The 13,430-nt window shown below is 55.2% G+C and carries 13 protein-coding genes; 11 read left to right on the forward strand and 2 right to left on the reverse strand.

The genetic code is table 11. The annotated features are described in order from the left end of the window. Window positions 1-10 precede the first annotated feature (10 nt). A complete protein-coding gene (locus Q3Y66_RS07625) occupies window positions 11-475 on the forward strand; it encodes a low molecular weight protein-tyrosine-phosphatase (protein ID WP_008956813.1) in 465 nt (154 codons plus the stop codon). Window position 476: 1 nt separating this feature from the next. Next, window positions 477-1,505 carry a UDP-N-acetylmuramate dehydrogenase gene (gene murB / locus Q3Y66_RS07630; RefSeq protein ID WP_035586255.1) on the forward strand — a complete coding sequence of 343 codons (1,029 nt, stop codon included), beginning with the start codon at window positions 477-479 and terminating at the stop codon, window positions 1,503-1,505. A gap of 103 nt (window positions 1,506-1,608) precedes the next feature. Here the strand turns inward: murB and rne are convergent, their stop codons facing one another. Then, window positions 1,609-4,845, reverse strand: coding sequence for a ribonuclease E (rne, locus tag Q3Y66_RS07635; RefSeq protein WP_008956811.1), 3,237 nt, complete (start codon window positions 4,843-4,845; stop codon window positions 1,609-1,611). A gap of 731 nt (window positions 4,846-5,576) precedes the next feature. Here rne and Q3Y66_RS07640 point away from each other — a divergent pair. From Q3Y66_RS07640 to sppA, 3 genes are read left to right on the forward strand one after another with little or no spacing between them, the layout of a single operon-like run. After that, window positions 5,577-6,518 (forward strand): RluA family pseudouridine synthase, encoded by a 942-nt coding sequence (locus Q3Y66_RS07640; RefSeq protein WP_008956810.1) that lies wholly within the window; start codon window positions 5,577-5,579, stop codon window positions 6,516-6,518. Window positions 6,519-6,553: 35 nt separating this feature from the next. Further along, window positions 6,554-7,207, forward strand: a complete 654-nt coding sequence (locus tag Q3Y66_RS07645) for an HAD family hydrolase (RefSeq protein ID WP_008956809.1) — start codon at window positions 6,554-6,556, stop codon at window positions 7,205-7,207. A gap of 24 nt (window positions 7,208-7,231) precedes the next feature. Continuing rightward, on the forward strand, window positions 7,232-8,350 hold the full coding sequence (gene sppA / locus Q3Y66_RS07650; protein ID WP_008956808.1) for a signal peptide peptidase SppA: 1,119 nt from the start codon (window positions 7,232-7,234) through the stop codon (window positions 8,348-8,350). A 44-nt stretch (window positions 8,351-8,394) separates the two neighbouring features. On the opposite strand, the gene Q3Y66_RS07655 is transcribed toward sppA, so the two are convergent. Beyond that, window positions 8,395-9,012, reverse strand: a complete 618-nt coding sequence (locus Q3Y66_RS07655) for a nucleoside triphosphate pyrophosphatase (protein WP_008956807.1) — start codon at window positions 9,010-9,012, stop codon at window positions 8,395-8,397. Window positions 9,013-9,243: 231 nt separating this feature from the next. On the opposite strand from Q3Y66_RS07655, the gene Q3Y66_RS07660 reads away from it, so the two are divergent. The 6 genes from Q3Y66_RS07660 to acpP all read left to right on the forward strand — a co-directional run bounded on the left by Q3Y66_RS07660 (window position 9,244) and on the right by acpP (window position 13,305). Beyond that, window positions 9,244-9,774 (forward strand): YceD family protein, encoded by a 531-nt coding sequence (locus Q3Y66_RS07660; RefSeq protein WP_008956806.1) that lies wholly within the window; start codon window positions 9,244-9,246, stop codon window positions 9,772-9,774. Window positions 9,775-9,810: 36 nt separating this feature from the next. Beyond that, window positions 9,811-9,981 carry a 50S ribosomal protein L32 gene (gene rpmF / locus Q3Y66_RS07665; protein ID WP_008956805.1) on the forward strand — a complete coding sequence of 57 codons (171 nt, stop codon included), beginning with the start codon at window positions 9,811-9,813 and terminating at the stop codon, window positions 9,979-9,981. 43 nt (window positions 9,982-10,024) lie between these two features. After that, window positions 10,025-11,077 carry a phosphate acyltransferase PlsX gene (gene plsX / locus Q3Y66_RS07670; RefSeq protein WP_008956804.1) on the forward strand — a complete coding sequence of 351 codons (1,053 nt, stop codon included), beginning with the start codon at window positions 10,025-10,027 and terminating at the stop codon, window positions 11,075-11,077. A 108-nt stretch (window positions 11,078-11,185) separates the two neighbouring features. Next, window positions 11,186-12,145, forward strand: coding sequence for an ACP S-malonyltransferase (gene fabD / locus Q3Y66_RS07675; protein WP_008956803.1), 960 nt, complete (start codon window positions 11,186-11,188; stop codon window positions 12,143-12,145). A gap of 58 nt (window positions 12,146-12,203) precedes the next feature. Beyond that, complete coding sequence (gene fabG / locus Q3Y66_RS07680) at window positions 12,204-12,947, forward strand: 3-oxoacyl-ACP reductase FabG (RefSeq protein WP_008956802.1); 744 nt, start codon at window positions 12,204-12,206, stop codon at window positions 12,945-12,947. A 124-nt stretch (window positions 12,948-13,071) separates the two neighbouring features. Then, window positions 13,072-13,305 (forward strand): acyl carrier protein, encoded by a 234-nt coding sequence (acpP, locus tag Q3Y66_RS07685; RefSeq protein ID WP_008956801.1) that lies wholly within the window; start codon window positions 13,072-13,074, stop codon window positions 13,303-13,305. Window positions 13,306-13,430 lie beyond the last annotated feature (125 nt).

The raw sequence follows: 13,430 nt of genomic DNA on the forward strand, positions 1-13,430 counted from the left end.
GAGAGTTGTTGTGAAAGTGTTATTTGTTTGTCTAGGCAATATTTGCCGTTCGCCCACCGCAGAAGGTGTTTTTCGCCGAGCCCTTGAGCAAGCAGGGCTAGCCGACGACGTTGAAATAGACTCCTGCGGGGTCGGCAGTTGGCATGTGGGCAAAGCGCCAGACTCGCGCGCCCAGCAAGCGGCCTTATGCCGTGGTATCGATTTAAGTGGCCTGCGTGCCCGCCAGCTAAATGTGCAGGATTTTGCTGAGTTTGATTACGTGCTGGGTATGGATCAGGACAATTTGCGCGCCATACGTGACCTGAAACCCGCCAATAGCCAAGCTCATGTCGGCCTGTTTTTAGATTTTGCCGGGACGCCTGGTACAGAGGTGCCTGATCCTTATTATGGCGGGGATGAGGGCTTTGAAAACGTTCTAAATATGATTGAAGCCGCATCAGACGGGCTCATTCAGCACCTCAAACGTGAGCGCTGAGGTGGCGGCTTTTAATCAGCAGACCAATATTGATTTAACCCTTGCCAATACGCTGCGGCTACCTTGTCACGCCGAGCACTATGCAGCGCCGGGCACACTGTCAGCACTGCGCACTGCACTCGCTTATGCGCACGCTCAGGGCTGGCCCGTGACGTTGCTGGGCGGTGGCAGCAATGTACTGCTGCCTGAGCAGTTGCCGGGCCTGGTGCTATGCCCAGCCTTAAAGCAATGGTGGTTGAGACATTCAAAAGGCGCTCAACAAGGGGATGTGTTTGCCCAAGTGGGCGCTGGGGTTAATTGGCACGCCTTAGTCATGGCGACTGCCGCACGGGGGTTGTGGGGAATCGAAAACTTGGCGCTAATTCCCGGTAGTTGCGGGGCGGCACCGGTGCAAAATATTGGCGCCTACGGCGTTGAGCTTGCTGACACGCTGCAAGCGGTGCAGGTCATGGAGCTCGCCACTGGACGCTGTTATTGGTTAAGTACTCAAGAGTGCGCGTTTGCTTACCGGGACAGCATCTTTAAAGGCGAGTTAGCCGATAGTGTTGTGATTACCCAGCTAATAGTGCGTTTATCACGCATGCCAGCGCCGCAACTGCATTATGGCGATCTTGCCGCGCGGTTATCTGCCACACCCTCGCCGCTTGAGATTGCTGAAGCCGTTTGTGCTATTCGCCGCGAGAAGCTACCCGACCCTGAGGTGCTTGCCAACGCGGGGAGTTTCTTCAAAAATCCGCTAGTAAGTGATGAGCAGGCAGCACAGCTTTCGCGTCAGTATCCTGCGATGCCCCATTTTCCCCAGGCTGGAGGGCAAACAAAGTTAGCGGCAGGTTGGTTGATCGACCAGTGTGGTTTAAAAGGAATGCGCGACGGCGCCTTTGGCGTACACCAGCATCAAGCGCTGGTGCTGGTGCATTTTGGTGGCGGTGATCGCCTCGGCTTGATGAAAATCGCCAACTATATCGCCGCTCAAGTAAAAACACGCTTTGGTGTGCTGTTAGAACCCGAACCACGTTTTATTAATCCTTAACGCCCTTTTCCAGCGAATCCTTCTGCCGTTTTTAAAAGGCGTCTCCTAAACAGCAAAATCCCCGCTCAAGCGGGGATTTTGCTGTTGCAACACGCGACCGATTTTACTCGGAGTGGGTGTCCTGTTGCGCCTGTTTACGCTTTTCACGCGGATCGTTGTGAGCCCGTGTGCGACGGCGACGTGGTTTAGGCGTTTCTTCAGTTGCTACGTCTTCAACGGGTGCTTCGCTAGCCACCGGCTGAGCAGGCTGAGGCTCTGCTTCAGCTGTCTCTAGATCGCCGCTATTCTGTTCGACGCTCTTCTCTTCCTGGCCTTGCTTTTCCTCAGCTTGCATTTGCTCGCTGCTGGATGGCTCTTCAACTGAAGAGGTCGCGTCGTCACGCTCAGAAGCGCTCTCAGAAACGCTTGGTGTTACTGTTTCCTGGCGAGTTTCCTGGGCGTTAGTTGTCGCTTCAGGCTGGCGCTGTTCGCTGCTTTGATCCGTGTCAGCGCTACTGAGAGGCTCAGCGGCAGCTTCTTCAATAGTGGCCGCCGGATCGACCGCGTTGGCCGCAGGCGGTTCGATAGCTTCAGGCGCTACCAATTCGCTAGCACTTGGCTGGTTATCAGCAGTTTGCTCAGTTTCAGCAGGCTCCGAGTTAGCTTCGGTTGTTTCTGAGTTCACCTCAGGTGGCGCTGACGTAGTCTTACTTTCTTCAGGGTGAGGTTCCGTCGTTTCAGAAGCGGCAGCAGGTGTCGGCTCTTCGCTGGTGACGGGTTCACTCGGCTTGGCAGCGGCTTCCTGCTCAGCGGTCTCAGAAGCAGGTTGAGCAGCTTCATCAGCAGAGGCGGCGACGTCAGCATTCGGTGTCTCGGCTGCCGTTGCTTCTGAAGCCGGTTTTTCTTTAGCAGGTGCCTCTACTTCCTTCGCGTCTGACGTTTCGGTTGTCGGCGCAACAGGCGCTTCATCCGCTGGTTCAGCGGTTTCTGGCGCTTCATTTACCACTTCTGCCTGCAGCTTTAACTGCTCGGCTTCTGCCTGTGGGTTAATTGCCTGTGTGCGTGTGCGGTTACGCGGGTTGTTACGCGTACGCTTCGGCTTGCCGTCATCCTGCTTGGCTTCTGGCTGTTTGGCAGTTTCATCGGGTTGGCTGTCTTGGCCAGCTTCGCGACGTGGCTCTTTCGGCGCTGCGCTTTTGCCGTTGTTGCTCTTTTTAGAGCTATCTTTGCCAGAACTATCTTTGCCGGAACTATCCGACTGGCTCTCTTTACGAGGCGCTTTGTTGGCCGACTCTTCGGTGGCATCGTCTTGCTGGGGATGGCGACGACGATTGCGAGTGCGGCTGGGACCGCTGCGCTTGTCGCTGTTATCGTCACCGGCAGGACGCGGAGCAGTGGTGGGTTGCTCGCTTTTTTGCTCGGCTTTTTGTTCAGTTTTTGGCTCAGGCCGGGTGCTGTTATCGCTGCGCGACTCGTTACGGCTAGTGTTGTCGCCGCGCTCATTGCGTGAGGGTTTCTGCCGCGACTCACTGCTGCGCTGATTGGTTTTACGCTCGCTTGGCTTGCGCGGTGCCGGGGTTTCAGTCTTGGGCTCTGGCGTAGCTTCAGTATTACTTTCGTCGCTGCCTAGCAACTTGGCGAAACCACGGATAAAGCGGCCAATGACGCTGGGTTGCTCGCTGGTCGCCGGTACTACTTTCGCCGCCGGGGCAGCAGCAGGCGCTTTCTCTTCGGTTTGCAGCGATGCCGGCGCAGGGGCGTTATGCGTAACGCTTTTCACTGCTGCTTCGGCGCGTTGAGCGGGCGGTACGAAGCTGGGTGTTGGCTCTTTGCCTACTTCGGTATCCGTGGAGAGCTCAAAGCTCGAAAGGCTTTGAGTGTCATCCTCGTCTAAATGATCATCGCGCAGGCGCTGAACGTCGTAGTGGGGCGTATCCATATCAGGATTGGGTAGCAGCACAACGCGAACATTTTGGCGGGACTCTAAATCGGCCAGCACACTGCGTTTTTCATTGAGCAGATACGTAGCGACGGGTACCGGCAGAATAGCGCGAATCTGCGCGCTGTTCTCTTTCATGGCCTCTTCTTCAATCAGGCGCATGATCGACAGCGACAGCGAACGCACATCGCGAATGGTGCCTTGGCCATTACAGCGCGGGCAAACCACGCCGCTGGTTTCACCCAGCGAAGGACGCAGGCGCTGACGGGACATTTCCATTAGGCCAAAGCGTGAGATGCGACCAATCTGCACCCGCGCGCGGTCTAGCTTAAGCGCATCGCGCATGCGGTTTTCAACTTCACGCTGGTTGCGCGCAGGCCCCATGTCGATAAAGTCGATGACAACTAACCCGCCGATGTCGCGCAAGCGTAGCTGGCGGGCGATCTCGTCGGCGGCTTCAGAGTTGGTCTGTAGGGCGGTTTCTTCGATATCGCTGCCGCGGGTGGCGCGGGCCGAGTTGATATCGATGGAGACCAGTGCCTCAGTGTGATCGATCACAATCGAGCCACCGGAAGGAAGCTTTACTTCGCGCTGGTAGGCCGTTTCGATTTGCGATTCGATCTGAAAGCGCGAGAACAGCGGTACTTCATCAGCATAAAGTTTAATCTTCTGCTGATACGAGGGCATGACCTGGCGAATAAAGCTCAGTGCTTCGGCGTGAATCTCGGGGCTGTCGATCAATACTTCGCCGATGTCCTGGCGCAAATAGTCACGCATAGCGCGAATGATGACGTTGGATTCACGGTAGATTAGGAATGGGGCAGGGCGCTTGGCGGCTTCAGTGGTAATCGATTCCCACACCTGGACCAGATAATCCAAGTCCCACTGCAGTTCTTCCGGGTTACGGCCAATGCCCGCAGTGCGCACAATCAGGCCCATTTTGTCCGGCACGGTCAATTGACCCATGGCATCTTTGAGCTGACTACGCTCATCGCCTTCGATACGGCGAGAAATGCCACCCGCACGCGGGTTGTTGGGCATCAACACCAAAAAGCGGCCAGCCAGGCTGACAAAGGTGGTAAGTGCGGCGCCTTTATTGCCACGCTCTTCCTTGTCAACCTGAACGATGACTTCTTGGCCCTCTTTGAGTACTTCTTTAATGCTGGGACGTCCGGAAACGTCTTTTACAAAGTACTCTTTAGAGATCTCTTTGAGCGGCAAAAAGCCGTGGCGGTCAGCGCCGTAATCGACAAAGGCAGCTTCAAGTGAGGGCTCTACGCGGGTGATTTTACCACGATAGATATTGGCTTTTTTCTGTTCTCGAGCGCCGGATTCGATGTCTAAATCGTACAGGCGTTGTCCATCAACTAAAGCGACGCGCAGCTCTTCGGGCTGTGTCGCATTAATAAGCATCCGTTTCATGTTGTCTCGCATAGCGTTGCGTACCGGCGAACTGCCTATGGGGTGACGTAGGCGAACCGCTGGGTGCTGCGTGCTTGTGCTCGGCGCATTGCAATGCTGACGCGTCAAGCCGGGAAGGCATCATCGCCAACCCGGCCAGTAGGGCGTTGAGTACGTGGCGGAGGCAGGACGTGTTCCGGTGGTTGTCACATCCATCCGGCCCTGCTGACACCGCCGACACCTAGCATTCATCGATTCACCAACGCCGGCCACCGGCACAGCGTTGAACTTGTCGCCCGGAGTCAGCCAGCGCCTTGTGACGAGAAAGGAGGGGGCTGCTCAGGGCGTGGCGTTGTTAAGTTACTGCCTGCCGTTGAGGGCTAGGCTTATCTTCATCTGCCGGCATGAAAAACGGGCGGCAGATTTACTGCATTTTTTAAGATCAGATGTTGATACTGGAAAAACGGGCAATGCGTACACTGACGTCGTCTTTCGTGTTCAGGCCTGCGTGTTAGTCGGGCAGGCGCATTAACCGAGCTCAGCGTTGATGTTTTCTGCTAACCAATTTAACGAATTAGCTATCTATCAGCTAGTCACTAGCGGTAGACAAGAAAGCTTTCTGTGCTTGGCTGGTGAACGTTTTGGAATATAACAGTAAAGACAACGACCAGCAATTGACGCAATGCCCTTGGGTCTACGCTAGAATGCCGTTTTTAGCTGATGTCATCGAACTACAGCAGGAGCAAGCGGCAATGTCCGAAGGGCGTGAAGTACAGTGGGTGGATATTGCCCCAGAGCAGGCTGGGCAGCGAATTGATAATTTTCTCATGACGCGGCTCAAAGGAGCGCCACGGGCGCTTATCTATCGCATCGTGCGTAAAGGCGAAGTGCGCGTTAATAAAAAGCGCGTAAAGGTGGATTACCGTTTGCAAGCAGGCGATTTAGTTCGCGTTCCGCCGCTGCGCTTGGCGCCCCGTGAGGCGGTCAAGGAAGTGAGCGATAATTTACGCGACCTGTTAGTGGGCAGCGTTATCATGGAAGGCCCTGATTGGATGGTGCTCAACAAGCCTTCAGGCTTGGCGGTACATGGTGGTAGCGGGGTTAAGATTGGCTTAATTGAAGCGCTACGTCAGGTGCGCGATGATTTGAGCTTCCTGGAGTTGGTTCACCGTTTAGATCGCGATACATCAGGCTGTTTGCTGCTCGCTAAATCCCGTGATGCGTTGGTGACGCTTAATGAGTCACTGAAAAAACACGGCATGGACAAGCGCTATCTAGCCTTGGTGAGCGGGCGCTGGCCAGCGCGTAAAACCTACGAAAGCGCGCGTTTGGATCGCTTTGATGCGGGCAATGGCGAGCGTCGGGTAAGGGTTGATCCCAATGGTAAAGTGTCGCGTACTCATTTCTCGGTGGTCGAGACGTTCGAAAAAGTCACCTTGATCGAAGCCGAGCCAGTGACAGGGCGCACCCACCAGATTCGTGTGCACGCTGCTCATGCAGGCCATGCACTGCTGGGCGACGATAAATACGCCACCCGTGAAAGCGGTTACCTTACCAAGCAATTAGGGCTGGGGCGCTTGTTTCTGCATGCGCGTGCGCTTACCTTTCCCGAGCCTACCAATGGTCGACCGGTGACCGTCAAAGCGCCACTGCCAGAGGCGCTGGAAGAAGCGCTTAAGCGTGCTCGCCAATAAGCCGTTTACTAATCCGCCCTTGATAAGGAGCTGCCATGCAGTACGAGCTGATTATATTTGATTGGGATGGCACCTTGATGGACTCGGTGCCGCGGATAGTGTCGTGCATGCAGGCGGCTGCGCTGGAGGCCGAGTGGGGAGAACTCTCGGCGGAGGAGGTGGAAGATATTATTGGGTTAGGGCTGCCTGAGGCCATTGCCCAGCTTTGCCCAGGTATTTTACCAGCTCAGGCCGAACGCCTACGTGAGCGTTATTCGCACCATTTTGTGACGGCGGATGCGACGCCGATGCTGTTTTTTGCCGGGGTTGAGGCGCAGATCGCCCGTTTGCGCGGTCGTGAGCAGCAGCGGCTAGCGGTAGCGACCGGCAAAAGTCGCCGTGGCCTCGACCGCATTTTTGCTGAGACCGACAGCGGTGCCTGGTTTCACGCCAGCCGCACGGCGGATGAAACCCGCTCGAAGCCACATCCTCAAATGCTTACGGAGCTGTTGACTGAGCTTGAAGTGCCCGTCGAGCGAGCGGTGATGGTCGGCGATACAGAATACGACTTGGAAATGGCGCGAGCGATTGGCATGGATCGAATAGGCGTGACTTACGGTGTGCATACGCCAGAGCGTTTGGCACTGAGTCGCCCCAAGTGGATTGCCCATAGCATCGATGAGCTTTTTGATCGGTTGTACAGTGAGTAGCCAGCGTTTACATAAGGACATTTTATGAGCGACGACCCAACCCGCCCCGGTGGCACAAACGACGGACGTGACGGCCCGACCAATGATGATCGCAATGAGGTGAGGGAGGATCGTTGGACACAGGGATCAGAGGTGCCTCCTAGTAAGGGCGCTAAGCCGATGTCGGGTGCGCCAGACGATGATGCCGAAACCCTGCGCGAACGCCAACGGCTGGCGCAGCTGGAAATGATGGATCACTGGATAGGCGGCGTGTTAACGGAACAGCGACGCACTCGCCGCTGGAAGCTGTTTTTCCGCCTGATGATGCTCACTATTGTGTTGGTGACGCTATTTACCATCCTTTATAGTCTGTTTTGGGATTCGCCTAGTGCTACCGCGCCCACACAGCGACACTTAGGGATTGTGGAGGTCAGCGGGGTAATTGCCAGCGATTCGCCTGCCAATGCCGAGCGCATCATTGAGGGGCTGAATAACGCCTGGGAGGCGGAAGGCGCTTCCGCTGTGGTACTGCACATTAATAGCCCAGGTGGTAGCCCGGTGCAGTCTCAGCGTATCTATGCAGAAATTATGCGTCTACGCGAGCAGGGCGATAAGCCGATTATCGCAGTGATCGAAGATATCGGTGCCAGCGGCGCTTATTATATTGCGGCGGCGGCGGATGAGATCATTGCCTCGCCGGTGAGCCTGGTGGGCTCTATTGGTGTTATTTACGCGGGCTTTGGTTTTGAAGAGGCAATAGCGCGTATTGGTGTGGAGCGCCGCGTGCTGACTGCTGGTGAAAATAAAGCCTTTCTTGACCCGTTTCAGCCGCTGGATGAAGAGGCGGAGCAGTTTTGGCATGGAGTGCTCAGCCAAACTCACCGTCAGTTTATTGATGATGTGCGTGCGGGAAGAGGTGAAAGGCTTAGCGACAGCCCCGATATATTTTCAGGCCTAGTCTGGAGTGGTGAGCAGAGCGTTGATCTAGGCTTGGTTGACCAATTAGGCAGCCTTGAGCAAGTGGCGCGTGACCGAGTGGGAGGCACCCATTGGGTCGATTATACGCCGAGTCTTGATCCATTTGAGCGCCTGACGCGCCGCTTTACCCAGGTCGTCGCCGAGGTGTTGGGCGTCAGTGCGCCCGCTACCCCGCTGCGCTTCTAAGCGCTTAGTTGCCAAGCCCTTGGTTTGTCAGGCTCTATTGATAATCAGGAGGCGCCAAGCGGGTCTAAACCCGCTTGGCGCAGCATGTCGCAAAGCGCAATCAGTGGTAACCCAATCAATGCGTTAGGGTCGCGGCCTTCAAGCTTCTCAAACAGCGCTATGCCTATGCCTTCCATTCGAAAGCTGCCAGCGCTGTCGAGTGGCTGTTCTTTGGCGACATAGTTTTCAATTTCCTGGACGCTCAAGTGGCGGAAAACCACCTCGAATGGCTCGACGTGTACCTGATGACGCTGGTGGCGTGTATCCAGCAGCGCTAAACCGGTCAAAAAAGTGACACGCTGGCCGGAAAAGCGGCTTAGATTAGCGCGTGCCTTGGCTTCGGTATGCGGTTTGCCAAGAATGTCGCCTTCAAATACTGCTACTTGGTCAGAGCCGATAATGCAGTGATGGGGAAAATGGTGCGCAACGGCGTTAGCTTTGCTGAGCGCTAGTCGATGGACCAGAGCGTGGGGTGTTTCGCCACTATGGGGCGTTTCATCAATATCCGGCGAATAGCATTGGTAGGGGAGCTGCAGTCGATCCAGTAGCTCGCGTCGCCAACGCGAGCTGGAGGCCAGTACCAGCTCGGTCGTTGATGCCTGACTGCTTGATGGCTCGGTCATTGCGGATGAAGTCACAAATAGCTCCTGGCTGGGTAGTGGCGCATGTCTAAGGGATGTGTGTGCAACGTGGCGCAAATGCAATTTCAAAGCAATAGAGTGTAGCGAAAGCAGCTAAACCTGCCTATGTTGGCCGTTTATTGAGGCCGCGGTTGGTTATTTATTGAGGAAGGCATGAAGAAATATACCGACAGCTTTGACACCAGCAGGGGGAGTGCCTATCATTGCGCGCCTATGTTGACCTCACAACTCCCCAGTCGGGTTGAGCCTTATAAGCTCGCAGCCCGCCACGAACGAATCGAAGGCTTGGTAGCGCTGGATAAACTGCCACGTCTTGCCGAAGAAGCGGGTGTCCAAACCGGCGACTGTCATGTCGTGCTTGAGTTTGGCGTCGATGCTCAAGGTCGTCGTGAAATTCGTGGCCACTTGCAAGCGACGTTGGCGCTTGCCTGCCGACGCTGCCTAGTGCCGCTGCCTCAAGAGGTGAGCAGTGACTTTTTGCTTGGAATGGTCACTGACGAAGCCTTAGCGGCCGAGTTGCCTGCTAGTCATGAACCGGTGCTGGTGGAAAAGGAACAGCTGGATCTTTTGACGGTGGTTGAGGATGAATTGATTCTTAGCCTGCCTCAAGTGGTCTATCACGATGAAGCCGAATGTCATGTCTCGGCGGAGCAGCTGGTCAGCAAAACAGAAGGCGCGGCGGCAGAAACAACGCCAGCGACGAATCCATTCGCGGTGCTCAATGTCTTAAAAGGCAAAAAATAAGCACCCTTTACCTTAAATACCTTGGAGTAAACACCCATGGCAGTTCAACAGAACCGTAAAACTCGTTCCAAGCGCGGCATGCGTCGTAGCCACGATGCACTGACCGCTCCGACGCTGTCTCAAGACAAAGAAACCGGTACGACTCACCTGCGTCACCACATTTCTCCAGACGGTTTCTACCGTGGTCGTAAAGTGATTGAGGTATAAACCTCAATTGCGTTATTAAGCGGCTAAACGGACTCAGTGCGGTATGCGCCTAGCGATAGATGTGATGGGGGGTGACCAAGGCCCTCATGCGATTATCACAGGTGCTGCAAAGGCAGTGGTGGAACACCCAGACCTTGAGCTGATTCTGTTTGGCCCGCGTCAGCAGATTCTTGCTGAGCTTTCACGCTTGCCGCAGCCTCTGGCTGCGGCAACGTCACGTTTGGTGGCGCGAGAAGCACCTGACTGCATTATGCCATCGACAACCGCTGCCTGGGCGCTGCGCAGGGGGCAGGCGACCAGTATGGTGCGCATGCTGCGAAGTGTCGCTCAGGGCGAGGCGGTTGCCGGTGTAAGTGCGGGTAATACGGCAGCGCTTGTGGCATTAGCAAGGCGCGAGCTGGGGATGGTCGAGGGTATTTCTCGGCCAGCGATCAGTACCGCGATTCCAGCGCGCCAAGGGCGTCGCTGTTATTTGCTGGACTTAGGCGCCAATGTGGACTCTCCCGCTCATCGGCTGGTGGATTTTGCGCTAATGGGCGCGGCGATGGCGCAGTGTGTCGATGGCACGGCTATGCCACGTGTTGCGCTGCTCAATGTTGGTGCTGAGGCCACTAAAGGATGCGCCAGCGTTCGCGAAGCTGATCGTTTGCTGCGCGAGCATGCCAATAGTGGTGCTTTTGATTATCAAGGTTATGCCGAGGGTGGTGACCTGTTTAAAGGCCAGCTTGACGTCGTGGTATGCGATGGCTTTGTGGGTAACGCTGTGCTCAAGGCAAGCGAAGGGTTGACCAGTATGTTGGTTGAACGCGTACAGATGGCGTTTGAATCGCGCTTAAGTGGCCGTTTAGCAAGCCTACTGGCCAAGCCTGTGTTGAGGCGTTTAAAGCAGGAGTTAGATCCTGTGCGCTATAACGGGGCCAGTTTGTTGGGGTTGCGCGGTATCGTGGTGAAAAGTCACGGCAGTACCCATGCCGATGGTTTCTACTACGCTATCCAGCGTGCTCTTCAGGAAGTAGAACATAATTTACCTGCGCGGATCGCAGGCCGTTGGCAGGCGCCATTAAGTGAAGCAGTGGCACCTGCGAGCCATGATTAGATAATAAATAGTTTATTTTTTGCGAGTTTATAGGTGGCATCAGGATGTGCCAATAATCTCGCCTATCGCTCATATGAGCAAATGCCTACAAGTGCAAAGGTGAACGACATGTCTCAACCCCTTGCCCTCATTTTCCCCGGGCAAGGCTCTCAGCAGGTTGGAATGCTGCGAGAGCTGGCCGAGCGCTATAGTGTGGTGGGAACGACATTTGAGGAAGCGTCGGATGCTTTGGGCTACGACTTATGGAAAGTCGTCCAAGAGGGTCCTGAAGCATCGCTTAATGCAACCGCGTGCACCCAGCCCGCATTACTTTCTGCCAGCGTCGCTATTTGGCGCGTTTGGCAGGAGCTAGAAGGGCCTCGGCCTACTGTAATGGCGGGCCATAGCTTGGGCGAATACAGCGCGATGGTGTGCGCTGGCGTCATGAGCTTTGCCGAAGGCGTTAACTTAGTGCGTCTGCGCGGTGAGGCCATGCAGGAGGCCGTTCCCGCGGGTGAAGGTGGTATGGCAGCCATCCTTGGTTTGGCAGACGAGGCGGTTGAAGCCGCCTGTGAAAAAGCCGCCCAGGGCGACGTGGTGTCTGCTGTCAACTACAACTCCCCTGGGCAGGTCGTAGTGGCAGGCTCTAAAGCAGCCGTGGAGCGGGCTATCGTTGCCTGCCAAGAAGCGGGGGCCAAGCGCGCTATGTCATTGCCCGTTTCCGTTCCTTCGCATTGTGCGTTAATGCGCCCGGCCGCCGAGCGCCTAGCGGAGGCTATGCAGTCGATTAAATTGCGAGCGCCACGCTATACCGTGATTCAAAATGTTGACGCCAAGGCGCATGCTGATACCGCTACACTGCGTACACGCCTCATCGAACAGCTTTATCAACCAGTGCGCTGGAGCGCCTGCGTTGAGGCAATGGCCAGTCAAGGCGTTGAAGTATTTATTGAGTGCGGGCCTGGAAAGGTGTTGACCGGTCTCAATAAGCGTATCGTGAAGGGTAGCAAGGGGTTGGCAGTGAATGATCCTGACAGCCTGAATGCTGCGCTTGAGCTGGCGCGTGAAACGTTAGCTGATAAAGCGTGACCAAGGGTTGTGTTATTCCGCTATCCTTGCTTGATTACACGGTTAGAGGCAGAACGTTATGACCCAAGAAAGTAGAGTTGCCCTGGTAACAGGGGCCAGTCGCGGTATTGGCCAGGCCATTGCTCGTGAGCTAGGCCGTCAAGGCCATATCGTCATTGGCACAGCGACCAGCGAATCCGGTGCTGAGAAAATTGATGCTGATTTAAAAGAGAATGGCATAGAAGGCGCAGGTCTGTGTCTTAACGTGACCGACCAGGCCAGCATTGACAGCGTATTGAAAACCATCACTGAGCGCTTTGGTGCGCCGACCATTTTGGTTAACAATGCCGGTATCACGCGAGACAATTTGCTGATGCGTATGAAGGAAGATGAGTGGGACTCCGTGATGGATACCAACTTAAAATCTGTCTATCGTGTTAGTAAGGCGTGTTTGCGGGGTATGACCAAGGCGCGTTTTGGGCGTATTGTGTCGATCAGCTCTGTAGTGGCAACCATGGGCAACCTGGGCCAAACTAACTATGCTGCAGCCAAAGCCGGTATGGAGGGGTTTAGCAGAGCCTTGGCGCGTGAGGTATCCTCGCGAGCAATCACGGTGAATGCGGTGGCGCCGGGCTTTATTGCCACCGATATGACCGAGGCGCTGCCCGAAGCCCAGCATGAAATGTTACTTAAGCAAATTCCGTTGGCTCGCTTAGGGGCGCCGGAAGAGATCGCCGCAGCGGTTGGCTTTCTGACCAGTGATGCAGCCGGTTACATCACCGGTGAGACGCTTCACGTGAATGGCGGCATGAATATGCGTTGATGGCCTTGGGGATGGCGGTTGCGTCGACCCAAGGGCGTCTATAAACTACCCCGCAGCTTTTGGCTTGCGGTTTCCAAATAGCTGGTTATCAAAAACGGCTAATGTGAACGACTGGAGTACGTTAATGAGTACTATTGAAGAGCGCGTTAAGAAAGTGGTAGCAGAGCGCCTGAACGTTAAAGAAGAAGACATCCAAAACAGCTCTTCTTTTACAGAAGACTTGGGTGCTGATTCGCTCGACACCGTTGAGCTGGTCATGGCTTTGGAAGAGGAATTCGATACTGAAATTCCTGATGAAGAAGCCGAGAAAATCACCACGGTTCAAGAAGCCATCGATTACGTGAACGCCCACCAGTAAGGGCTGCGTCGATGCATCGAACCAGGGTGGGGTGCTAGTCACCCGCCTTAAGAGCCGTCCTTTCGCAGGGCGGCTTTTTTGCTTTGCTGCCACAATGCTTATAACGTTCAATCTCCGTTATACTG

Origin of the sequence: Halomonas sp. HAL1, from assembly GCF_030544485.1 — a bacterium.
In the GTDB taxonomy this organism is placed as follows: Bacteria; Pseudomonadota; Gammaproteobacteria; order Pseudomonadales; family Halomonadaceae; genus Vreelandella; species Vreelandella arctica.